This is a genomic window from Litoribacillus peritrichatus (assembly GCF_039537985.1).
GTDB classification, from domain to species: Bacteria; Pseudomonadota; Gammaproteobacteria; order Pseudomonadales; family Litoribrevibacteraceae; genus Litoribacillus; species Litoribacillus peritrichatus.
Genome location: NZ_BAABBN010000012.1, coordinates 308,003 through 328,088 on the forward strand (window position 1 = coordinate 308,003; position 20,086 = coordinate 328,088).

The following is a 20,086-nucleotide window of genomic DNA, read 5'->3' on the forward strand; positions in this document are numbered from 1 at the left end:
GTGGAAGAAGCGACTTAACTATAGGTGATTGAAGCAAAGGAGGGTAAACTCAGAAGCAATCATAGACCCCCTAATTTCACATCATGGAGCACAATAATGAGCCTAATACCTTGCCTGGAAATCAACCCAAGCCAACCCGCCACTGCATCGGTCATTTGGCTTCACGGGCTGGGCGCAGATGGCAATGATTTTGCTCCGATTGTGCCTGAGCTAAACCTGCCTGAAAATGCGGCTGTTCGTTTTGTATTTCCTCACGCCCCGAGCATCCCGGTCACCATCAATGGTGGGTTCGTCATGCCTGCCTGGTACGACATTCTCGAAATGAACATTGACAGAAAAGTCGACGTTGCACAGCTCGAAGCGTCGTCGGACGAAATCGTCAGATTGATTGAACGTGAAATTGAGCGAGGGGTTCCGTCTGAGCGAATCGTCCTGATAGGGTTCTCCCAAGGTGGTGCGGTTGCCTACCAAACCGCCTTAAGCTTTCAAAAGCCGCTTGCCGGGTTATTGGCATTATCCACTTACTTCGCAACGTCGGACTCCATAAAGCTAAGCGATCAAAATAAAAACATGCCTATTTTCATTCAGCACGGTGCACAAGACCCGGTAGTCATAGATCAACTGGGGCGAAAAGCGCATAAAACCCTGAAGGATCTGGGCTATTCTTGCCAGTATCAAGGATACAATATGGAGCACAATGTTTGTATGGAGCAAATCGGAGACATCCGTGACATTCTGGTGAAACTTTTGAAGATGTAGCGCCTTGCTGTTAACTCAGCAAGATTTGTTAAAAAGCCTGGTGTTATGGTTTTATCTTCACTGAAATGCAATACGAATAAGGACATTCCATGAGTGGCGAAGCCTCAACAGCACTCTATCAAAAACGATTTCAATGGGTTATTGACTACATTTATGATCACTTGGATCAACCATTAGATCTTAATAAACTTGCTGAAGTTGCTTGCATGTCGCCTTATCACTGGCATCGAATTTACCATGCCACCTATGGCGAGACGCTTGCTTCGACGGTGAAGCGCTTGCGCTTACACAAAGCAGCCGGAAAGTTGGCCAATAGTGATTCGGCCGTAGCCGAAATTGCAAAAACTTCCGGCTACACCAGCTTGCAATCCTTTTCCCGTGCTTTCAGTGAAACCTATGGTATGCCACCCGCCAAATATCGAAAACAAGGCAGTCATACCCAATTTCACATTAATGACCGATGTGCCTCAGGCACGACAAGGAGTACCTCCATGCACGAAGTTAACATAAAGCAAGTCGAAGCATTTGAAGTAATCAGTTTTCCTCATACCGGCCCCTACATCAACATAGGGCACGCGTTTGAAAAGTTATTTGGCTGGCTGGCAGTAAAAGGTCTGTTCAATCCAGAAATGAAAGTTTTAGGCGTCTATTATGATGACCCAAGCTCTGTGCCGGAGAACGAACTCCGATCCGCTGCTTGCGTTACTCTCTGTGGCTCAAATGACATTGATCTAGATGAAAACATGGCTCTGGCTACCATACAGGGCGGCGAATATGCAGTGTTACGCTTTAAAGGACCTTATTCAGATATGCATAAAGCGTATGCTTGGCTATATGGCGAGTGGTTTCCTAAATCAGGTCGTGAGCCTGGCAATCAACCCGCATTCGAAGATTACCTGAACAACCCGAGAGAAGTTGCTCCCAATGATTTACTCACGGACATCTACCTAGCCTTAAAATAGCAGTCATACGCTCATAAAAAAGGCTGCACTTGCGGCAGCCTTATCAAAATAGCTCTGTGGTGTATTAACCGCAATGCTGATTGTACTTCCTCTGAACATTCTGACGATTTCTTTGCACTTCATCTTCGGATAAATAACGTCTTTCACCTTTGGCGTCCAGGCTGTACCAATTACGGCCCTCTTCATAAGTTTTGAGGCGATCGCCCAAACGAACACATTTCTGCTGTTGCTTTGCCAGTAATACCTGCTGCTTTTCTTTCTCTTCCTGTTGCTTTTGACGCTCGGAGTTGCTGGTTTCATAGACAGACAACGCCTTTCTTACTCTGTCCATGCTGTTGTTAGACGCAACTTGCTCCGAACCATCCTCACTGCTACTGACAAGGCTCTTAGGTGCTGGTTTAGATTTTTCACCTTTTCTTAACTGCTTGAGCATGTATTTGGCTTTTGGTAACCAAGCACTGTTGGGGTAAGTATCAATAAATTTTTGAACCGAGTCAGATGAACCGGAATTTGCTGATGCAAAATACGCTAAGCGGTCTCTTTCATAGACAGCTGTTCTGGTTAATTTGCTGTTCGGGTATTTACGAATGAAGCGATTAAGGGCAGCAACCGAACGAGATGCTTTTGCTTCTTCATATTCTGCTTGTTGATAGGAAGTATACTGACTGGCCCCCTGAGCGAACGTCACTGTCGAAGCAACGAACAAAATCGAAATCCAGAAAAATTTAATAGGCAAAAGGTTCATAACGGCCCCATATATTTGCAGCAATTATCTAATCCATTAGACAGAGTATGTTTCAAAATTTGGAACGCATTGTACCATTCAATTCCCGTTACCTTAAGTAACGAAAGTACCCGTTTGTCTGTAAGACATCGACCAAAATAAGACTTTCCTCCTACTTACGCCTTCACTCTGGCCACCAAAAAATCGACAGCCGCCTTAATTTTCGGTACCAAATAGCGTTGCTTTTGGTACAAAAGAAACACGCCAAAGTTAGGATTTTCGGTAATACTGACCTGAGGTCTGATATTCAGTTCAACCAAAGACCCCTCATCCAAATAAGGTTTCAAAACCCACCGAGGCACCATCAGAATACCTTGGTGTTTAAGCGCTTTATTAACCAACCATTTTCCTGCATTAGAAATGGCAGCGGCAGGCGCCGAAACATCATGACGCTGTCCATCCAGAGTACATATCCAAGGGGTTGGGCCAACAGGTGTACGGTAATACAAACCTTTGTGCGTTTTAAGTTCAAGAGGATGCGTTGGCGTGCCATGCTTTTCCAGGTACTGAGGCGAAGCCGCTGGAATGAAGTTATTGTTCATAAGCTCAATGGCAATAACACGCTCATTCGGCGCATAACCACCACGTATTGCAATATCAACGTCGTCCCTGCTTAAGGTAGAAACCGTATCACTGAGCGTAATGTCCAGAACCACTTCGGGATAAAGCTCGCTGAACTCGTCCATTAAAGGCATTAAAATGGTTTCACCGAACCCAGTCATGGCGCTGATCTTCAACTGCCCCATAGGTGTGGATTGATAACTGCTGACCGCCTCATTACTGGCCGCCAGATCCATTAAAATAGAGCTGATTTGCTCAAAATACATTCGGCCGATTTCAGTCACAGAAACAGTTCTGGTGGTCCGTTTCAACAAGGTCGCACCTAACGCCTCTTCTAAATCCGCTACACGACGCGATAAAGAAGACGGTGGCACACCAAATGCCTTAGCCGCTTTGGTAAAGCTTCCGGTATTTACCACTTCAACGAAATATTTCAACGCCTTTAACTGATCCACAAAAGCCTCAATTATTGTCTTAATGACAATAAAGATTAACAAATACGGCCATATATCACAGCATATTATCAATCAATAATAGCCAGCATCGAATAAACAAGATCACCACACGAACAAAAACCTAAACGGAGTGACCAATGAGCACCTATAAAGCCATTAACCTAATCGCACGCCCTGAGCCAGGACCTATCACACCTAAGTATTTTGAAGTGGTAGAAAAAGACATTCCAAAGGCCGAACCAGGCCAACTATTGATAAAACAAACGCACATGTCATTAGACCCTGCCATGTTTGGCTGGATGAGTCCCGCCACCGACAGTTATATTCCACCAGTCGAGCTGGGGTCAGTCATGCGCTCATCAGGTATAGGTGAAGTGGTAGAATCCAATCACCCAGACTTCGCAGCCGGAGACAGAGTCATGGGCATGCTGGGCTGGCAAGAATACGCATTGAGCGAAGGACAAGGCATCAACAAAGTTCAGGCCCCTCTTCCTGATGAAACCGTGCTATCCATTTTTGCTTTGCCAGGCCTAACCGCCACTCAAGGTTTATTTAATATTGGTAAGCCTAAAGCGGGTGAAACCTTAATCGTTACCGGAGCTGCTGGCTCTGTGGGGTCACTGGTCGGTCAACTGGCCAAGGCTGATGGTCTTACCGTAATTGGCGTAGCAGGTTCCGATGAAAAATGTGACTGGATCGTAAATGAATTAGGGTTTGATGCGGCCATCAATTACAAATCTGGCAACCTTTCTGAACAACTCGACGCTCTGACCCCAAATGGCATCGATCTGTTCTTCGAAAACACGGGTGGCCCAATTCAAAACCTGATCTTTGAGCGAATGAATAATCATGGTCGAATTGTCGTATGCGGCATGATTGCAGACTATTCAAAAGCTGAGCCAAGCCCAGGGCCAAACTGGATTCCGTTGATCAAAAAACGAATCACCGTTCAGGGTTTCGCCATGCCAGACCACTTCCACCAGGTTCCTGAGTTACTCGCCAAGCTGACACCTTATGTCATGGAAGGTAAAATCAAACACCGAAGTCATATCCTTGAAGGGCTGGAGTCAGCCATTGACGGTTTAAACCTGTTCTTTACCGGAGAGAATAAAGGGAAACTGATCGTACAATTATAAATTACAATCTGACATTGAATGATTTCAGGAGAGGCCTGAAATCATTCAATTTAACATCATCCGAATCAATCCTCATTTGGCTTCAGCTGATTCAACCAGTGCTTGATCACAGACACCCGAACATCCATTGCTTCTGCAGCCTCATGTATGGTGTATCCTTTGTTTATTAAAACCTGAACCACCTCAAGCTTCAATTTCACCCCGGATGTTAATTGAGAGTTGTTTTCCATAGTCATCTCCACCGTTATGACGACAAGCCTGCATAATTATGTGAAAAACACTTAGCTACGCACGGAATCAGTCCTGTCCGTATATCACTTTTACTTAAACGATAATCGGCACCCGAACGCTCAATCACGTGATTCGAGAAGGCTGACGTTTTTTGTTTACTGGGTAACTTGTAATCAACAAGGACAATTATTTTAGGTCGGGAAGATATGTTCATCAGGTAATTGATAAGTTCCATACCATCCATATTTGGCATATCTAAATCTGTAATCACCAAATCCGGCAAGTGATGAGCAATCGAAATCAATGCTTGCCGGCCATCATTTACCAGCGCAATATCCAAAGACTCGTCGTAATCGGACAAAATATTACTGACTAACATTTTAATCGACTGCTGATCTCCAACAATCAAGACCTTGTGAGTAAATATCATCCCCTTGCTCTCTTCGTATTCTCGATAACCATCAACTTACGAACATATCAACCTACGAACAGCCACCTACTGGTTACATCAAGTTCTTATAAACGAAAGGTAACGACCCTCTGAGGTGGCACTTCTCATCCAGCTCCCGAGCAAATATTTCTTGAAGTAACTTTAAATTAGACAAGATCAAGCACATCAATACTAAAAGGCATATTTTACTTACAGCAGTATTGATAGATCACTTACATACGCCTTAAATAGCCGACAAAGTGTAAGATAAACAATATTGAGCACTGAAAGTTGTATTTCTGAAAAGACCAAATTTGAGAAAGCATGGATGAAAAGATAAAAACTACCTCTTTGAATTCATGAAAAAATAGCAAGGAGATAGTCTTCAATTAAAAACTCAGACCGAAATAATTCGAAAATCCGTAGTTGAAAGCGCATAAGATATGACGCTCAATAACTCAAAAAAAAACCTATTTTTCAAACTTAAATTCAGCGCCCTCTGGTAAATCATGCAGTTGCTTGCCTACTTCCCCAGACTTTTTGATCAGAGCGCCAAAGGCAACACTTTTTATATTCTTCGCATCGTAGTCACCACCCAAAGCACCAGGAACCACCAGACAAAATTTGTGACCTTCCTTAAGCTCACCCAGTTTCTTCTCGCCAATCGCAACCATGTCCGCCATGAACCAGTCTTCGTTAAACTCATCATCCTGAATAAGCACGTTATAAGCATCGATAGAGTCAGCAACAACTTCACAGGTAAGCTCTTCCGGGCATATCCGCCAGAATTTATCTTCTGGATCTTTAATGATTAAATTGCCAAACTCATTTTCTGTCACCAGTTCATCAGGAACAATGCCAGTCCAACCCCAAGCCGCGCTTACTTCATCTAAAATATTCATAATCACTCATCTTTTATAACTTGGCACGATAGCCCTTTGTACGCAGGCCTTCAGAACCGAAACAAATTTCAGCTATTATGCCGTAACTTTAAAGATTAAACACGAATAGCCTTGTCTTAGCGGCAACCCTGTCCACTACTCAACGCTTGCTGATCAGCTAAATAGCTCATGATGCTCGACGCCGTCAGTTTAAACGTTGTAGAAATATCCAGACCGGCACTCTGCAACCCTTTGGCCGTCCATTTATTGCAGGTGTTCATTAAATGGTAATTTCCAATTCCGGTATAAAATTGACTCTCGCCATAAAGGCCGGTCTTGGTTGATATCACTGAGCCTGATGCATCTCGGGCAAAACTTTCGGATATGAACTCAACCAAAGCCGCATATTCAAGTTCAGCCAAACACAACCCTGAAACCTCACTGCTTCCGAAATACGCTTCAACGTCTGAAGGCACTGCCACCGTATGAACCACAGAATCTGTCGGCCAGAAGATGGCCTGTAACGTTAAACCCACAGTGATTTCAGGAGATTGATAAAAACCTTTATCCCCCCACCCAAACTCCAGATAGCCGGTATTTCCAAAACGTGCTCTCAGCTCAGGGATGACTCGTTGAATTTCCTGAGCAGGAATCACTATGCCGGTATGCCAGCCATGACTGACAATATAAACCCGATGCAACTTAACTGGCTGCTGACTTGGAACAAGAACATCTGGGTTCTGAGCGTCAATGGCTTTAGGCAGGGTTGAACAAGCAGTCAATGCAAGTACACCGACGACTATAATCATTCGTATCATTACAACAAAAGCATTCATACAATTATTTTTGTGATGTCGTAAGCCCTCAACTAGATTTAGAGAACTCAAGGAAAAATTCATGATATAGCAGGATTTGATCAATGTCTCTCTCCCAAATAAAAGGCAACACTTGCTTGATGCTCTGCTTTTTATGTTTGAGTACACCCTCTGTATCAGAAATTCTGGAAGCGTCCACGGCCCACTGGAGTCCTTATGCGATGGAGGATTCAGAGGGAAACCTGAAAGGAATATCCGTAGATATTTTGAACGAGCTGATGATCAAAACAGGTCATGAAGCCATCATTACCTTGCAACCGATCAGTCGGCTTAATCAACTGTTCGATGAACACAAAATAGACCTGAATTTTGCGGACTCTCCGAAGTGGAACCCCCAGCAACCTGAAGACATCGCTTTTACAGACCCATACACCATCGTGTATGAATACATTTACTTCCTTAAACCCAATTTCATCGAAGTCACCAAACCGTCTGACTTATCCGGTAAATTCATAGGCATCACCAGAGGCTACTATTATGGCTCCTATCAATCACTCTTTAAAAATAAAATCATTGATCGACATGAAGCCTACTCCAACAAAAACTTACTGACTTTATTAGTCAAAAAACGTGTAGACGCAGCCTTTTTCGATGATTTGCTCTTTAACTTTTTGATCAAAGCCGAGCATATGGACAGAGTAAAATTCAAGCGAGGCGCCAAACTCAGCGAAGCCCCACTATCCATTAAACTGAATAAAAATAAGTTTTACTTACTTGAGGAATTAAACACGGCCATCGCTGACATGAAAGAAGAAGGCCGCATCCAGCGTATCATTAATAGTTATGTGAAGTAACAAATCAATCAGATTGGCAGTTCGGTGGTAAATTTATTTCGTTTCATTGAGATCAACGTCCTGAACTTTCTCATATTTGCATCGCTGTACAACACCCGCTCCGTAAATGCCTGAAACGCCTCCATATCAGTAACATTCACAATTAAGACAAAGTCCACTTCCCCTGTAACGGTATAGCATTGAGTCACCTCAGGGCTGGATTGCACGCGCTTTATGAATTGTTCATTCATATCCGTTCGGTCTCGTTCCATCTCAACCTCAACAATCATGGTGATTCCAATACCAGCCTGCTTAGGATTGAGAATGGAAACGTTCTGTTCAATCACACCCTGCTCATGCAGTTGCTTAACCCGTTTAAGACAAGCAGGGGCAGACAAGCCAATGCGCTCAGCCAGTGCAGCATTTGTGATATTATTATCTTTTTGCAATTGACGAAGTATACGTCGATCCAATTCACTTAAGCTCATGGCGTAATAATTTCCCTCAGGTTTCAAGCAGCATTAAGAAATTATATTAACCAAACAACATTAAATTCAAAATATTATTACCCTATTTCTTGATTAAGATAGAACCATGTTTGTTCAAAGCCCAGCACAACACACTGTAAACATGAGTTTATTAATACTATGAAAGCGTTTTTCTCAGAACTGTCTAAAGAAATCTGGCAAGTCTCCTTCACCCTTTTCCGCTTAATGATTCCTGCCATCATCGTCGTTAAGATTCTGGAGCTGTGTGGCTTTCTCAAATACCTCGGCTTAGTGCTCGGACCTGTTATGGAATGGGTCGGTTTACCTGAATCCATGGGCATTGTCTGGGCAACCACCATTTTTACAAACATCTATGCCGGCATGCTGGTCTTCTTTTACACCGCACAAACTGAAGTATTGACAGTGGCTCAGGTCACCGTTCTTTCTTTATTGATGCTGTTTGCGCATGGCTTACCTGTGGAAGCACGCATCGCCCAACAAGCAGGCGTGCGTCTACGAGTGACTTTATTACTTCGCATTGGCGGTGGATTGTTAATTGCCTGGATCATGAACACACTTTATGTCGAGTTCGACTGGCTACAAGAAGCCAACCAACTCGCCTGGCAACCAGAGAAGCCAGACCCAAGTTTATGGTCTTGGGTAGTCAGCCAGGTGGAAGGCCTGATCATGATCCAAGTTATCATCATTGTGCTGCTAACTGCGCTTAAAATCCTGAAACTGGTAGGGATTGAAAAGCTAATGACACTTTTACTGACGCCAGTACTCAAAGTGCTTGGCATTGGCCATCAGGCCACAACCATCACCATTGTGGGGGTAACACTTGGCCTGAGTTTTGGCGGCGGACTATTAATCAACGAATCCAAAGCGGGCCATGTATCTAAGCGCGATGTTTTTGCGGCAATGTGTTTATTGGCCCTTTGTCACAGCGTCATTGAAGACACACTGCTGGTTTTATTATTAGGCGCCGATCTTTCCGGAGTGCTTTGGGCAAGAATCTTTTTTTCGGTTATCGTCATCGCCCTAATGACACGAGTGATGGATCGAATTCCAGCGCATTACTGGGACAAGCACCTAACCAACAAACACCTCTGCGGCACAACTTGTCTCAACACTACAAAACCGCCTTTAGCAACCTGACACACGAAAGAAGGGCCACTGCTGGCCCTTCTCTTTAGCCATACATGGCTGCTTAATTCCCCTGCCCTTGAACCAAATCCACAATACCTCGTGCTTTGATCCAGCCAAAGTTTTCAACACTGCCGTCTTGCCAGATAACCATTACTTTCGCAAATCTCGACTTTCCAACACCAAATGTTGGCCACGGAGATTCAGACGAGGCAAAACTTGACCCCGATAGAATCTCACGAGTCTGCGTACCTGCAATGGTCGTCACCTGAATACGTGCACCAATGGCTTCCGAACGACCATACTTGTCTTTCAAACGAACCGTCAAAGAATGGTTTTTGTTTCCTGCATTCTGCAATAACACCGGAGTTCCAAGGTCCGTTATCTCACCCGTCTCAAGATCAAACTGAGTACTGGTCTTAACAAGCAGATCAACAAAGCCATCATTATCGAAATCCGCTCTTGCTACCCCAGAAGTAAATCGATTACTGAGATTTCCACCCGTTTGAGACTGAAACGTAGGGTAAAAACCGCCCAATCGATTGTTCATATACAAGCGACCTGGATTACCTTTCAGATTCCCAATAACCCCCATCGCAGGCATTGACCCAGCAAAATACAAGTCTAAAAATCCATCGTTATTGAAATCGGCAAAAGTAGCCCCCCAACCAAATTCCAGGTATGCAAGCCCCAGCCACTTAGCAACATCGGTATAAGTACCGTCCCCATTATTTCTGAACAAAGCATGAGGATGATATTCATATTCTTGTTCCGCGCCGGGAAAGTATTTCAACCCAAAGTTGGAAGCAAAAATGTCTAGATCACCGTCGTTGTCATAATCACCATGAGTAACCGACATCCAAAAACCCAGCTGATCCAGACCGGTTTGATCCGCCACATCCGTAAAGGTTAAATCACCATTATTGCGATACACATTGAAGGGCGTAGTTTCTAACTGAACGTCATTACAGTTGGCGACAAAGATATCGCTGAAACCATCATTATCCCAATCCGAGAAACTGACTGCACATGCACCCAGATCACTGTCCACGCCTGCGGTTTCAGAAATGTCGGTAAAGGTAAGATCCCCATTATTTAAATAAAGTTTATTCTTATGCTGTTTGGCCGGCCCACCAAACGACCCTGGTGGTAAGCCCACCGCTTCAGAAATATCGAGATGCCCCGGCGCTGTTATAAAAATATCCAGATAACCATCATTGTTGATGTCCGCCATGGCCGTCGCCAACGCACTTTCCGGGGTTTGAATTCCCGCTGTTGAAGAGATATCAGCAAAGGTTCCATCACCCTTGTTTAAATACAAAACGGTAGGCGTCTGTGCAGCTAACATCATATGGCCTTCGCCCGTCATAAAGATGTCCGGGTAGCCATTATTATCAATATCCCCTACAGACACCCCTGAATTGCCCGACGTATTACCCACACCAGCAATTCGCGTCACGTCGATGAAATTCCCATCATCATTCCGAAATAACGCACTGCTTGCGCCAACACCGTTTGGCAAAAAGAGATCCAGGTCGCCGTCCTGATCGTAATCCAGCCAGGCAGCACCGGATAAGCCTTCACCAGTAAAAGGCGGGGCACCTTCAATGTGAACAAACCCATCCAGTTTATCTGAAACATCAACCAACTTTACTGGGCTAAACGCATGAACGCTGGTGATACCAGACAACAAAGCCACAGTAACAGCAAGTTGACTTACCCGAAATGATTGCTTCATTCCTTTCTCCTAATTTTTATTTTTGTTAAAAAGCTGAATGCAACTCAGCTGCAAAAATTATTTAAGAAAGGGGCAATAAGGACATCGGACAAAGGGATTAATTTACACAGGAGTATGAGACGCTGAATTAGTCAAAAAGGAGGAAAAAAATATTATTCAATCCTACATTATGACCAGTCTTGATCTCATACTTACGTCAAACAATATGAGCCATTATCACGATTTCCATTGATATTTAGGCTTAGGCGCAACACCGTCCCGGTATTTAAGTTGCAGTCCCTGTAGAAAGTTCCTCAACACCTGATCTTTACAGACACGATAATGCTGATGATCTTGTTTTCTGAAAAAAGCACTAAGTTCATGCTTACTCAGACGGAATTCAGCCAGAGATAAAATTTCAAGCATATCTTCGGCTTTCAGATTTAAAGCAATTTTTAATTTTCTCAAAACAGTATTATTGTTCAGACGTTTTTCAGGAACGGGTTGCTCCCCTTCTTTTTTTCCGCGCTTCTCATTAATCAAGCCGTTTAAAAACGTCGCCAGAGTAACGTCAGGGCAATTTTGAAAGGCATCATCATCGTCTTTCTTAAGCCAGTTGCTGATGTCATCCCGACTCACGCTCAGGTCTGCCGCCGCAAAAATTTTAATCATCGTTTTATCATTAAAATCAAAGATAAAGCGAATTCGGCGAAGTACATCATTATTGGTCATTTCATTACCTTAAGGACGAGATAAAACGTTGGATATGTTCCGCAGACTCTTTAGGTTGAGCCTGAAGAATAAAGTGAGGACCGTCGATTATAACGGTTTGCAGCTCTCGGCACACGCTACTTATTTCTTCAGCTTTCTTTTTGGAGACTAATCTATCCGCGTCAGGTTGAATGTATCGACTGAATACCAGCTTCACTTCACAGACTTCCGGTAAGAGTCCTTATCAGTGTCCGTTACTTCCACTGAAATAGAAATATCTGATAAATTCAGTCCGCGTAACTGGTTCAGAACACTTTCCGTGAGTATGACTTTTTGTTCATTATTTCGACCAGACAATATCTTCAGTTCAACGTGAATGAAGCGCTGAGAATCATGCCCTCCCAGGTAAGTTTCATAAGACATAGCTCTCAGCTTGATGTCTTTACGATCAAACAGTGCCGAATTCAACGCCCCTTTTAAAACCGCTTCCATCATTTGTGTCGGCGCAGTTTCAGGCATTAAGTCAGATGAGTACTCAACAATGCAATGTGGCACAAAACCTCCTTGTTCTTTAGGTAAAACACTTAGTCGAGTTGAAAACACTTGAGGGAATCACAAACCAGCCATATGGAAAACAGCCAACTCAAGAGCAAGTTAACCATCTTACTGCAATGCTGGATCATTGTTTAGAATGACATCAGCCCTTAGTTTAGGTTGATCAACTTCAAAGTGATGTTTCTGCGCCGGAAAATAAATCTGTCGATAATCGGTGAGCAACGCTTCTTCCGTTAAACCTTCCTGATTTCGAGATAAAGCCCTATCTAGCGCCGTCTCAAAACTGCAATCAATCCAAACTCGGTAATCCAGTTCAATCGTTGGCTGAAAAAGAAAGATACCTTCGATAATCACCACATCCGGGTGTTCCAGGCAAAACCGACGATCAAAACGCGTCTCATCGGAAGATGGTGTCGTTTGCTGCACAACAACATCCAAGTAACCTTGCATTTTCAACGGTGTCAGAATCTCTTCCACAAATGCACTCAAACGCACACCTTGCTCATAAAATATTTTGGCCGGGCTTTCAGTGCCTGACCTAGGATCAATATCAGACAACCAACCGTCGATACCGATCAAATATGTGTTTACCCCTCTTGCGGTGAGCGCTCGCTTAAGCTTTTCCCCAATGAAACCTTTGCCAGAGCCATCAATGCCAGAAACACCAACTACAAGAGGCTTTTTCAGTTCTCCCTGAGTAAGCAACGAAAGAACCAGTTGATCGAGAGTCACGCAATTATTCATAACCTAAAGCGACGCCTTATTTCATCCAATATGTCATCTGATTCAATTACATCTGATAAATGGTGATGCCGTATTTCAGCATACAAGCCAACAACAGCAGTTGAACCAAAGGGCGGGCTTGCTTCAACATGCCCGGCATCTTCTTTTCATTAATAATGTAGCCCGCAGTAATGACCATTAATGACCCGGACAGCAATGCGGCTATTCCCCAAAACTCGGTCAGATGACGAAGTGCATACCACAAAACATTCCATAAACCGGCAGCAAGTACAACAAAGCCAATGACCATCATCACACTTTTGGGTAACTGTTGAAGACGTATCAAAACAGGCAACCGAGACGCAAATATAAGCCCAATCAACATACAAAAAGTGACAATGGTTCCCATTGGCAACATAGTGAATCCTTACGTTGTATCTGTTCTTGAAATAAATGAGACAGATAAACACCCGAAATGATCCCTGACAATACGATGAATTAATGAATCAGTCTGTATATAAGCTGCATGTGGGCACAGCGACGTTTGGAGAGGGCCAAAGAAAGAAACAAAGATAAGAAACAGCGGGTTTAATCTTAAACCCGCGTCATCAGAAACTATCGGCTGATTCGGTTCAACAATTCAATAGAGGCGTCAATTTCCACTTTACGGATAGCCACACTTTCAATATTGCAGCCAATAGGAATATTTTTTTCATCCGCAAACTTTTTCAGTTCCAACCAACTCTGCTCAGAATAGTCGACGGACTGCTGGAGAATATCATCGGAATGAATCAATTCATTTTCGAGCCACTTAGGAATACTGATCCCCAGCCACTTCATGAATTCCAGCGTTTTTACAGAACCGCACGGCGTCAAGGTAAAAAGAATAGGCACCAGCGGAATGTTATTTTCCTTTCCGTAATAATAGTACTCAGACAGCAAGTTCTTAGAGGCATTCACATCATAAACCCCCTGAGAAACAAAGAAAGAACAGCCCTGTTTGATCTTATCAAACACTCGCAAGTGCTCGTCGCCCTTACTTTGGTGCCGTTCAGGAATAGTCACCCCACCTAATAAAATATTGCTATTAGTTTTCGATCTCAGCTCATAGGCCTGGCTCATGGTCAAGGTAACGTCCTGAGACTTAGAAGCAGCCCCGACAAACACCGTAAGCACTTCCTCCGGAGAGGCGGTTTCCAAGAATTCTGTTAACTCGGTTTCGGAATATTTACCTACCGCACGATAAACAATTTTAGGAATATTGAGGCCTTTCAAATGCGCCTGACTGTATGAAAACGCATCCAGTGTTTCCATAAACGGAAACGGACGGGCTTCCGAAGTACGGGATTTCTCATCCTGAATATCGTAAAGCACTAAACCATCAAGGTTCAGAGACTGTAGCCGCTCAATTTGTTTAGTCGATATTTCTTCAACCTTCTCTTGATCCGTACCTTTCTTAGGTGGCGTAATTCCATAGAGAACGATGCCGCTCTCACGATTTTTAATTTTTTCTAATAACATGGTGACTCTCTATGTCTACGCAGCAAATGCTTGATAAGGCGGATATAGGCCTCTGAAATAAAACACGAAAAATTATAAAAGTACTGAGGAATGCAAACAAGATAAACTCGAGATATTCTGTTTCAATAGAAGAATGATGGTAGGTTCGCCGGGAGAATACCTCAGCCTCCGCAATAGCTCTCATACAAAACACACCGGTTCCGACCTTCGTTTTTCGCTTGGTACAACGCTTTATCTGCCTGATTATACATTTCAACGTAACTGCAATTCATTGCATACGCCAATGAAATGCCGATAGATGCGCTCAACTGAATACGGACACCCTGATGGGACAGAGGATTGTTTTCAATAATGGATCTAATCCGTTCTGCGATTTCTAACGCTTCTTTGGCTTCGGTTTGACCAAGAAAGACAGCAAACTCCTCACCACCGATACGACCAAAAATGTCGTAATCTCTTAGTGTTTCTTTGACCAGCGACGCTACATGTTTCAATACTTCATCCCCCGCCTGATGACCGTAGGTATCATTAACAGATTTGAAGTAGTCCAAGTCCAATATCATGTAAGCCACGTTTTTTCTTAATCGTTGACAACGACTCAGCTCAGCCTCCACCGACTCAACAAAACACCGACGGTTGGCTACATGAGTCAGCTCATCCGTCAGGGCCAAACGACGAAGTTTATCCCGAGAAGAAAGCAGTTTCTTTTCCAGGTTTTTCTGCTCTGTAATCTGCTTGGTTTGAATTAAAACATCACCGGTTTCATTCGCTAATTCAGACAATAAAAACCAGCGCCCGTCATGCGTTTCAACTTCAAACAAACGATACTGAGAAGAGCGCCATTGCTGGCTGACTCGTGCCAAAAAGGAGCCCACATCCTTGTGCTCAGTTTTCACACCTTTTTCAGCCTCAAAGCTCATTGCCAGAATTTGGCTGAACGTCTTACCTATCACCTCATTCCGTTCAAACCCCATAATTTGACCGTAGGCTTTATTGCAATAAACCAGAAAGTCATTTGCATCAAAAATTGCGTAACCTTCCTGATTAATATCAACAAACTCAAACAGTTTATTACCAATGTATTCGTGATGGTTCGACATTGCGGTAAACTTTCCAGATACGTGTCTAAAAAGTTTAGACAAGCTCATCCATATTACAAAAGATCCCCAAATGCAGATCCTTCGAATCACTGCCCTGTTTTTCCTATTAACCGGCCTGTCCGGATGCCTGATTCTTCCACAAAAAGACCCCGAGCCAGATCAATCGCTTTATTGGTGCCCACCATTGCCAAATTGCGCTTCCACTGAAGCGATCACTTTTGTTCATAGTATTCGGCCTTACAAGCTCAAAATGCCAATGAAAGAAGCTTGGCCTTTGGTACAGCAGTCGGTTAAAGAAATGCCTCGAACAACCATCGAGTTTGAGCGCGAAGGATACATTTACGCCAAAACACACAGCGCTGTTTTTCATTTCGTGGATTATTTTGAAGTACTCGCGGTGCCCGAAGAAAACAGGCTTCAAGTTCGCTCTTCCTCTTTATTGGGTATTTGGGATGTGTTTGTTAATTATTTTCGGACCGAAGACTTCAGAGGTAGGCTGGAAAGCAAGGGAGTAATTGAGAGTATTGATTCGTAGCCTTTACGGTCACTCATTAAACTCCCAAAACCATCAAGCAATGATGGCATTGGGAGAATTGCGACCATATTAGTTAACTGGCGACCCTCGGAAAGACGTTACTTTATTCTGGGACATCTTTTCGATAACGAGTTTCTCGGGTGTAAATTGATGGGTTTCACTGACCGGTCGAATCTCTCCCGACCAGCCGTTAGGTAATCGGATGGATAAAAACCGAGTTGCCACCACCGGCTCATCAAAGCCTGTCACCAGGAATTTAACAGGCCCAAAAACACCCGATATTCTTCCATGTACTGAATGAAGCGGCACTTCGTTTAACTGTATATCGTTCAACTGGACATCTTTCGTGATTGGATTTACCTGTAAAGGCTGCGAAGGTATCGAATGAAACTGACCAGTCAAACTACCGTACCAGCCTAAAGGCAACGACTCTTGATAAACCCCCGTGACATCAGTTGTAACATCGGCCAGCATGCCAGAGACAATCGCATTCGCCACAACATTGCCATTAGGGTCAGTGACTCGGCCTGTGACAACTCGTTTCGTTACTTTCGGCCCCATCAATAAGGCACTGGAACCACCGGTTAAAAGATTATGTGTATTGATCGCTAAATGATAACCAAAATCCGAAGATGCCCCCTCTGGCGCCTCGATCACGTTTGACCGTTTCCAAGAGCCATGTTCTTGGGTGTATCGAAAAATCTTCCTCAGAACATTATCACCGACCAATAAATTATGTTTATTCATTTCAAGGTTATGACCAAAAGCACCACCAGCAATGATGTCCCCTTCAATAAACGGCTTAACGCTCTGATCCAGATTCCAAAGACCATCCTGTTTTTTATAAATATGAACTACGCCGCCATTGACCGACCCGTTTTCAAATGACTGATCACGGTAGGCGCCAATTGCAAGGTAATTTTCATGAGCATCGAGTGACCAACCAAACTGCTTGGGTTGAACGCGAGAATTATCTTTATGATCTAGTACTTGCTTGACTTGCCAGGTCTGACCTTCAAGCTCGTAGACATATACACGATCCCCTTTATATGCGCTAACAAACAGAGCGTCTCCTTCCTTATCGACTGATGCACCAAACTCCATTTCTGAACCGGAATCAACCGTTAAGCGAGCTTGTTCACTCCATTGCGTTCCTTCTTCATCTTCCTCTCTTTGATAGATAACAACCGTCCCCGCCCAAGGCGCGCCGACCACAGCCCATTCCCGATCGACATAAACGGATTCACCAAAATACGATAAGCGAGGTTCATGAATCACGATTTCCTGATGCCACAATTCATCATCATAGCTATATGCGAAGATTTTAACTGTGCTGGAGGGTGAGTCCGCAACAATTGCCATCCCATCTCGAATGTTAACTCCTTCGCCGCTTTGAGTATTATTAATAGCAGGCAAAACGGCATCTTTTGCCCAATAAGCGCCCCTGTTTTTAATAACTTGATTCGCAATGATCCCAAACTCATCATCAATCGCAACTGAACGGTGTGATGTTTCTTCAGGTTGATGTACAGAGACCTTTTGGACATTCGATAAGTCATCCAAAAAGCACCCAGATAACACAATTGATAAACTGGATACCGTGAATGCGGAGATTAGCTTCTTCATAACTTCCCTATCCTTTTTTGAAGAACATACATTTCAACGGTCAGGGATTCACCACCCTAACCAAACGGATAGATATAGTCTTATAACCCAGAGATTTAATTAATACGACAAAAGCAGTAGTTCTTCTCAAGCGTTACAATTGAAACGGAAAGGGGGTTAATTAAACACTCAATTACAGCAATACGATTAATATCATTTAACAAAACTACCCTCCCCGGCAGGCCGAAGGCAAAAACTCCTTATTCAGATCCGTCTTATTCTGACCGACTGCCTCCATCCCTTTTACTGGTTCATCATAACCGCATAACCAGGCAATAGGGCTTGTGGGACTGTCTGTCACAACCGCAGGTCTGAAGCTGAGTATTTTACCTTGCAGAGGTTTAGACGCTTTATTTCCGATGGCGACGTGGATTACTCCTTGTTCAATTTCGACACCTGTAATTCGGTTGCCAATCAAGTAGTTGGACTCTGGTAGCGCAGCCGTTGCGTTGGTGTCGGGAAACTCTAAATTTTCAATGTAATACTCCGTAATGGTTTCTCTGAGCGCGGCCGCCATACTGATCGCTTCCGTCACTTCACTTCGCTGCACATAGACTTTATAAGCAGGCAAAGCCACAGACGCCAGAATACCGATGATGGCCACGACCACCATCAACTCAATGAGAGTAAACCCCTGAGTATTTTCAAAAGAACGATGAGTTTTCACGAAAGACATCATATGGTCTCTCCCAGTATGAAAATGGGTGAATAGGCACTGATCAGAAAAAAGAAAATGGCGGCAATGATAATAATTGCAATGGACGCAGAGATAATTCGCATTTGTCGTTCGCAAAGTACGGTGAGAGCACGCCCCTCTCTTTGAATGATGGACTGTATTTCTTGAGTTACATCCATCCCGGAACGTTCCATGGCCCGTAAATGCTCGGTAATCAAATAACTCGGAATACCTCTTTGCTCTGAAGTATCAGACAACGGATAAAATACCGCTTCTAGAATGTTCAGATAAGCAGTACGAATGCCTGGTAGCGTTAATCGGTTAAAAATAAACGATTCAAAGTGAGTATCGGCAAACTGAAAAAGTCGTTTGAGTTCAAACCCCACCTTTAATGCCAACAATAACAGCACAAAAATTACCACTGAAAACATCAGCCAGTAATCCTGATACCAAAGAACATGGATCGGAATATCCAGTTCAAACGTTCGGTAAGTTTCCAAAAAAGTAGGCGCAACTTTCAGTTGGTATAAGCAAGACACCAAAAAAAACACCACGACCACACAGGACAAATATGCAATAACCCGCTTTAATTGCATCGGTTCATTGAGTTGAGACGTAAAATCTAACCCACCATACAAACCTATGACCCGAGCCGCAGCCTGTTGGTTTTCTATGTCTTTGATTTCGGCCAACAGCAAATCCGGTAAAGAACCCGGTTCAGGCTGTTCCCCATACAAATGAACGCCAGGCTCGCTTTCAACACGAGTAAGACACTCATCCACACTTTCCTTGGCTTGGAGTGAATGATGGCTACGCCTGCAAATAAAATGAAACCTGTCCCATGCCATGGATGAAGCCTAAAAGTGAAAGAATCACTTCTAGGTATAGCAGAAATTTTTACAACACCAACGACATCTCATGCCAACTTAGGCCACCATGCTCAGATTCAGACGGCCCCAAATCCACAAACCCAAATTTGGCATACATTGCAGTTAGCTCCCTCTGACAAATCAGATAGATGTCTTGTTTGTTCATGTTCCGCATGATGTGAATGAAATGAGTCAGCAATTGACTGGCGTAACCCTGCCCTTGAAAATCAGGGTGAATAGCAACAGACATAATGACGATATGTTCACCTTCTGCATCATGGCCAACCAATTCTTTAAATTCTTCATCTGAAAGCTGTACTTTATGAGTCGCTCCGCAGTTTACAAAACCAAGAATCTGTTCGTTGTTTTCAAGTACAACAAAACCTTCGGGATAGGTTTTGATGCGCTTTAAGATTTTACTTTTACTAGCGGCCTCATCCCCGGCATAAGCTGCTGTTTCAATCTCATAACACCGATTCAGATCTTGCTCATTCACTTGACGGATGTTCATTTTTGACATGCAGACTTCAACT

The 20,086-nt window shown here is 43.6% G+C and carries 24 protein-coding genes; 6 read left to right on the top strand and 18 right to left on the bottom strand.

Going from position 1 to position 20,086, the window contains the following annotated elements; all coding sequences use genetic code 11:
* Positions 1-96 precede the first annotated feature (96 nt).
* Positions 97-759, top strand: coding sequence for an alpha/beta hydrolase (locus tag ABD744_RS17865; RefSeq protein WP_344799925.1), 663 nt, complete (start codon positions 97-99; stop codon positions 757-759).
* A gap of 89 nt (positions 760-848) precedes the next feature.
* On the top strand, positions 849-1,721 hold the full coding sequence (locus ABD744_RS17870) for an AraC family transcriptional regulator (protein WP_344799926.1): 873 nt from the start codon (positions 849-851) through the stop codon (positions 1,719-1,721).
* A 64-nt stretch (positions 1,722-1,785) separates the two neighbouring features.
* On the opposite strand, the gene ABD744_RS17875 is transcribed toward ABD744_RS17870, so the two are convergent.
* Together ABD744_RS17875 and ABD744_RS17880 are read right to left on the bottom strand one after the other, a co-directional pair.
* Positions 1,786-2,466, bottom strand: coding sequence for an outer membrane protein assembly factor BamD (locus tag ABD744_RS17875; RefSeq protein WP_344799927.1), 681 nt, complete (start codon positions 2,464-2,466; stop codon positions 1,786-1,788).
* A 155-nt stretch (positions 2,467-2,621) separates the two neighbouring features.
* Positions 2,622-3,521: a LysR family transcriptional regulator gene (locus tag ABD744_RS17880; protein WP_344799928.1), complete on the bottom strand. Its 900-nt coding sequence runs from the start codon at positions 3,519-3,521 to the stop codon at positions 2,622-2,624.
* Positions 3,522-3,658: 137 nt separating this feature from the next.
* Here ABD744_RS17880 and ABD744_RS17885 point away from each other — a divergent pair, with 137 nt between their 5' ends.
* Positions 3,659-4,657 (top strand): NADP-dependent oxidoreductase, encoded by a 999-nt coding sequence (locus ABD744_RS17885; protein ID WP_344799929.1) that lies wholly within the window; start codon positions 3,659-3,661, stop codon positions 4,655-4,657.
* A gap of 65 nt (positions 4,658-4,722) precedes the next feature.
* On the opposite strand, the gene ABD744_RS17890 is transcribed toward ABD744_RS17885, so the two are convergent.
* From ABD744_RS17890 to ABD744_RS17905, 4 genes are all read right to left on the bottom strand, one after another.
* Complete coding sequence (locus ABD744_RS17890) at positions 4,723-4,887, bottom strand: hypothetical protein (protein ID WP_344799930.1); 165 nt, start codon at positions 4,885-4,887, stop codon at positions 4,723-4,725.
* A 14-nt stretch (positions 4,888-4,901) separates the two neighbouring features.
* Positions 4,902-5,318, bottom strand: a complete 417-nt coding sequence (locus ABD744_RS17895) for a response regulator transcription factor (RefSeq protein ID WP_344799931.1) — start codon at positions 5,316-5,318, stop codon at positions 4,902-4,904.
* A 470-nt stretch (positions 5,319-5,788) separates the two neighbouring features.
* Positions 5,789-6,220, bottom strand: a complete 432-nt coding sequence (locus ABD744_RS17900) for a T6SS immunity protein Tdi1 domain-containing protein (RefSeq protein WP_344799932.1) — start codon at positions 6,218-6,220, stop codon at positions 5,789-5,791.
* Between the two features lie 116 nt (positions 6,221-6,336).
* The gene (locus ABD744_RS17905) at positions 6,337-7,008 is read right to left on the bottom strand and encodes a TIGR02117 family protein (protein ID WP_344799933.1); all 672 of its coding nucleotides are present in this window, start codon (positions 7,006-7,008) and stop codon (positions 6,337-6,339) included.
* A gap of 110 nt (positions 7,009-7,118) precedes the next feature.
* Here ABD744_RS17905 and ABD744_RS17910 point away from each other — a divergent pair, with 110 nt between their 5' ends.
* Positions 7,119-7,868, top strand: a complete 750-nt coding sequence (locus ABD744_RS17910; protein ID WP_344799934.1) for a substrate-binding periplasmic protein — start codon at positions 7,119-7,121, stop codon at positions 7,866-7,868.
* A gap of 8 nt (positions 7,869-7,876) precedes the next feature.
* Here the strand turns inward: ABD744_RS17910 and ABD744_RS17915 are convergent, their stop codons facing one another.
* Complete coding sequence (locus ABD744_RS17915; protein WP_344799935.1) at positions 7,877-8,335, bottom strand: Lrp/AsnC family transcriptional regulator; 459 nt, start codon at positions 8,333-8,335, stop codon at positions 7,877-7,879.
* A gap of 159 nt (positions 8,336-8,494) precedes the next feature.
* Between ABD744_RS17915 and ABD744_RS17920 the strand changes: the two genes are divergently transcribed.
* Entirely contained in the window at positions 8,495-9,493 is a 999-nt protein-coding gene (locus ABD744_RS17920; RefSeq protein WP_344799936.1) for a hypothetical protein, read from the top strand.
* A gap of 52 nt (positions 9,494-9,545) precedes the next feature.
* Here the strand turns inward: ABD744_RS17920 and ABD744_RS17925 are convergent, their stop codons facing one another.
* The 7 genes from ABD744_RS17925 to ABD744_RS17955 all read right to left on the bottom strand — a co-directional run bounded on the left by ABD744_RS17925 (position 9,546) and on the right by ABD744_RS17955 (position 15,808).
* A complete protein-coding gene (locus ABD744_RS17925; protein WP_344799937.1) occupies positions 9,546-11,219 on the bottom strand; it encodes an FG-GAP repeat domain-containing protein in 1,674 nt (557 codons plus the stop codon).
* Positions 11,220-11,435: 216 nt separating this feature from the next.
* Entirely contained in the window at positions 11,436-11,930 is a 495-nt protein-coding gene (locus ABD744_RS17930; RefSeq protein ID WP_344799938.1) for a YehS family protein, read from the bottom strand.
* Positions 11,931-12,122: 192 nt separating this feature from the next.
* Positions 12,123-12,464, bottom strand: a complete 342-nt coding sequence (locus tag ABD744_RS17935; RefSeq protein ID WP_344799939.1) for a 5-carboxymethyl-2-hydroxymuconate Delta-isomerase — start codon at positions 12,462-12,464, stop codon at positions 12,123-12,125.
* A gap of 108 nt (positions 12,465-12,572) precedes the next feature.
* Positions 12,573-13,208 carry a uridine kinase family protein gene (locus ABD744_RS17940; RefSeq protein ID WP_344799940.1) on the bottom strand — a complete coding sequence of 212 codons (636 nt, stop codon included), beginning with the start codon at positions 13,206-13,208 and terminating at the stop codon, positions 12,573-12,575.
* Positions 13,209-13,254: 46 nt separating this feature from the next.
* Positions 13,255-13,605 carry a hypothetical protein gene (locus ABD744_RS17945; protein ID WP_344799941.1) on the bottom strand — a complete coding sequence of 117 codons (351 nt, stop codon included), beginning with the start codon at positions 13,603-13,605 and terminating at the stop codon, positions 13,255-13,257.
* 197 nt (positions 13,606-13,802) lie between these two features.
* Positions 13,803-14,708 carry a methylenetetrahydrofolate reductase gene (locus ABD744_RS17950; protein ID WP_344799942.1) on the bottom strand — a complete coding sequence of 302 codons (906 nt, stop codon included), beginning with the start codon at positions 14,706-14,708 and terminating at the stop codon, positions 13,803-13,805.
* A gap of 161 nt (positions 14,709-14,869) precedes the next feature.
* Positions 14,870-15,808, bottom strand: coding sequence for a sensor domain-containing diguanylate cyclase (locus tag ABD744_RS17955; RefSeq protein WP_344799943.1), 939 nt, complete (start codon positions 15,806-15,808; stop codon positions 14,870-14,872).
* A gap of 70 nt (positions 15,809-15,878) precedes the next feature.
* Between ABD744_RS17955 and ABD744_RS17960 the strand changes: the two genes are divergently transcribed.
* Positions 15,879-16,343 carry a DUF1499 domain-containing protein gene (locus ABD744_RS17960; RefSeq protein ID WP_344799944.1) on the top strand — a complete coding sequence of 155 codons (465 nt, stop codon included), beginning with the start codon at positions 15,879-15,881 and terminating at the stop codon, positions 16,341-16,343.
* A 69-nt stretch (positions 16,344-16,412) separates the two neighbouring features.
* Here the strand turns inward: ABD744_RS17960 and ABD744_RS17965 are convergent, their stop codons facing one another.
* The 4 genes from ABD744_RS17965 to ABD744_RS17980 all read right to left on the bottom strand — a co-directional run bounded on the left by ABD744_RS17965 (position 16,413) and on the right by ABD744_RS17980 (position 20,073).
* Positions 16,413-17,969: a carboxypeptidase-like regulatory domain-containing protein gene (locus ABD744_RS17965; RefSeq protein WP_344799945.1), complete on the bottom strand. Its 1,557-nt coding sequence runs from the start codon at positions 17,967-17,969 to the stop codon at positions 16,413-16,415.
* A gap of 205 nt (positions 17,970-18,174) precedes the next feature.
* Positions 18,175-18,687: a pilin gene (locus tag ABD744_RS17970; protein WP_344799946.1), complete on the bottom strand. Its 513-nt coding sequence runs from the start codon at positions 18,685-18,687 to the stop codon at positions 18,175-18,177.
* Positions 18,684-19,532 (bottom strand): hypothetical protein, encoded by an 849-nt coding sequence (locus ABD744_RS17975; protein WP_344799947.1) that lies wholly within the window; start codon positions 19,530-19,532, stop codon positions 18,684-18,686. Before ABD744_RS17975 ends, ABD744_RS17970 begins: the two co-directional genes overlap by 4 nt.
* 49 nt (positions 19,533-19,581) lie before the next feature.
* Positions 19,582-20,073: a GNAT family N-acetyltransferase gene (locus ABD744_RS17980; RefSeq protein WP_344799948.1), complete on the bottom strand. Its 492-nt coding sequence runs from the start codon at positions 20,071-20,073 to the stop codon at positions 19,582-19,584.
* Positions 20,074-20,086 lie beyond the last annotated feature (13 nt).

What these genes read in the sequence shown, in the direction of transcription:
- ABD744_RS17950 (WP_344799942.1), bottom strand. Translation starts at nt 14,708, where the DNA reads ATGTTATTAGAAAAAATTAAAAATCGTGAGAGCGGCATCGTTCTCTAT.
- ABD744_RS17955 (WP_344799943.1), bottom strand. Translation starts at nt 15,808, where the DNA reads ATGTCGAACCATCACGAATACATTGGTAATAAACTGTTTGAGTTTGTT.
- ABD744_RS17870 (WP_344799926.1), top strand. Translation starts at nt 849, where the DNA reads ATGAGTGGCGAAGCCTCAACAGCACTCTATCAAAAACGATTTCAATGG.
- ABD744_RS17980 (WP_344799948.1), bottom strand. Translation starts at nt 20,073, where the DNA reads ATGTCAAAAATGAACATCCGTCAAGTGAATGAGCAAGATCTGAATCGG.
- ABD744_RS17905 (WP_344799933.1), bottom strand. Translation starts at nt 7,008, where the DNA reads ATGATTATAGTCGTCGGTGTACTTGCATTGACTGCTTGTTCAACCCTG.
- ABD744_RS17865 (WP_344799925.1), top strand. Translation starts at nt 97, where the DNA reads ATGAGCCTAATACCTTGCCTGGAAATCAACCCAAGCCAACCCGCCACT.
- ABD744_RS17890 (WP_344799930.1), bottom strand. Translation starts at nt 4,887, where the DNA reads ATGGAAAACAACTCTCAATTAACATCCGGGGTGAAATTGAAGCTTGAG.
- ABD744_RS17975 (WP_344799947.1), bottom strand. Translation starts at nt 19,532, where the DNA reads ATGGCATGGGACAGGTTTCATTTTATTTGCAGGCGTAGCCATCATTCA.
- ABD744_RS17885 (WP_344799929.1), top strand. Translation starts at nt 3,659, where the DNA reads ATGAGCACCTATAAAGCCATTAACCTAATCGCACGCCCTGAGCCAGGA.
- ABD744_RS17930 (WP_344799938.1), bottom strand. Translation starts at nt 11,930, where the DNA reads ATGACCAATAATGATGTACTTCGCCGAATTCGCTTTATCTTTGATTTT.
- ABD744_RS17915 (WP_344799935.1), bottom strand. Translation starts at nt 8,335, where the DNA reads ATGAGCTTAAGTGAATTGGATCGACGTATACTTCGTCAATTGCAAAAA.
- ABD744_RS17940 (WP_344799940.1), bottom strand. Translation starts at nt 13,208, where the DNA reads ATGAATAATTGCGTGACTCTCGATCAACTGGTTCTTTCGTTGCTTACT.
- ABD744_RS17970 (WP_344799946.1), bottom strand. Translation starts at nt 18,687, where the DNA reads ATGATGTCTTTCGTGAAAACTCATCGTTCTTTTGAAAATACTCAGGGG.
- ABD744_RS17900 (WP_344799932.1), bottom strand. Translation starts at nt 6,220, where the DNA reads ATGAATATTTTAGATGAAGTAAGCGCGGCTTGGGGTTGGACTGGCATT.
- ABD744_RS17895 (WP_344799931.1), bottom strand. Translation starts at nt 5,318, where the DNA reads ATGATATTTACTCACAAGGTCTTGATTGTTGGAGATCAGCAGTCGATT.
- ABD744_RS17920 (WP_344799936.1), top strand. Translation starts at nt 8,495, where the DNA reads ATGAAAGCGTTTTTCTCAGAACTGTCTAAAGAAATCTGGCAAGTCTCC.
- ABD744_RS17875 (WP_344799927.1), bottom strand. Translation starts at nt 2,466, where the DNA reads ATGAACCTTTTGCCTATTAAATTTTTCTGGATTTCGATTTTGTTCGTT.
- ABD744_RS17960 (WP_344799944.1), top strand. Translation starts at nt 15,879, where the DNA reads ATGCAGATCCTTCGAATCACTGCCCTGTTTTTCCTATTAACCGGCCTG.
- ABD744_RS17965 (WP_344799945.1), bottom strand. Translation starts at nt 17,969, where the DNA reads ATGAAGAAGCTAATCTCCGCATTCACGGTATCCAGTTTATCAATTGTG.
- ABD744_RS17910 (WP_344799934.1), top strand. Translation starts at nt 7,119, where the DNA reads ATGTCTCTCTCCCAAATAAAAGGCAACACTTGCTTGATGCTCTGCTTT.
- ABD744_RS17925 (WP_344799937.1), bottom strand. Translation starts at nt 11,219, where the DNA reads ATGAAGCAATCATTTCGGGTAAGTCAACTTGCTGTTACTGTGGCTTTG.
- ABD744_RS17945 (WP_344799941.1), bottom strand. Translation starts at nt 13,605, where the DNA reads ATGTTGCCAATGGGAACCATTGTCACTTTTTGTATGTTGATTGGGCTT.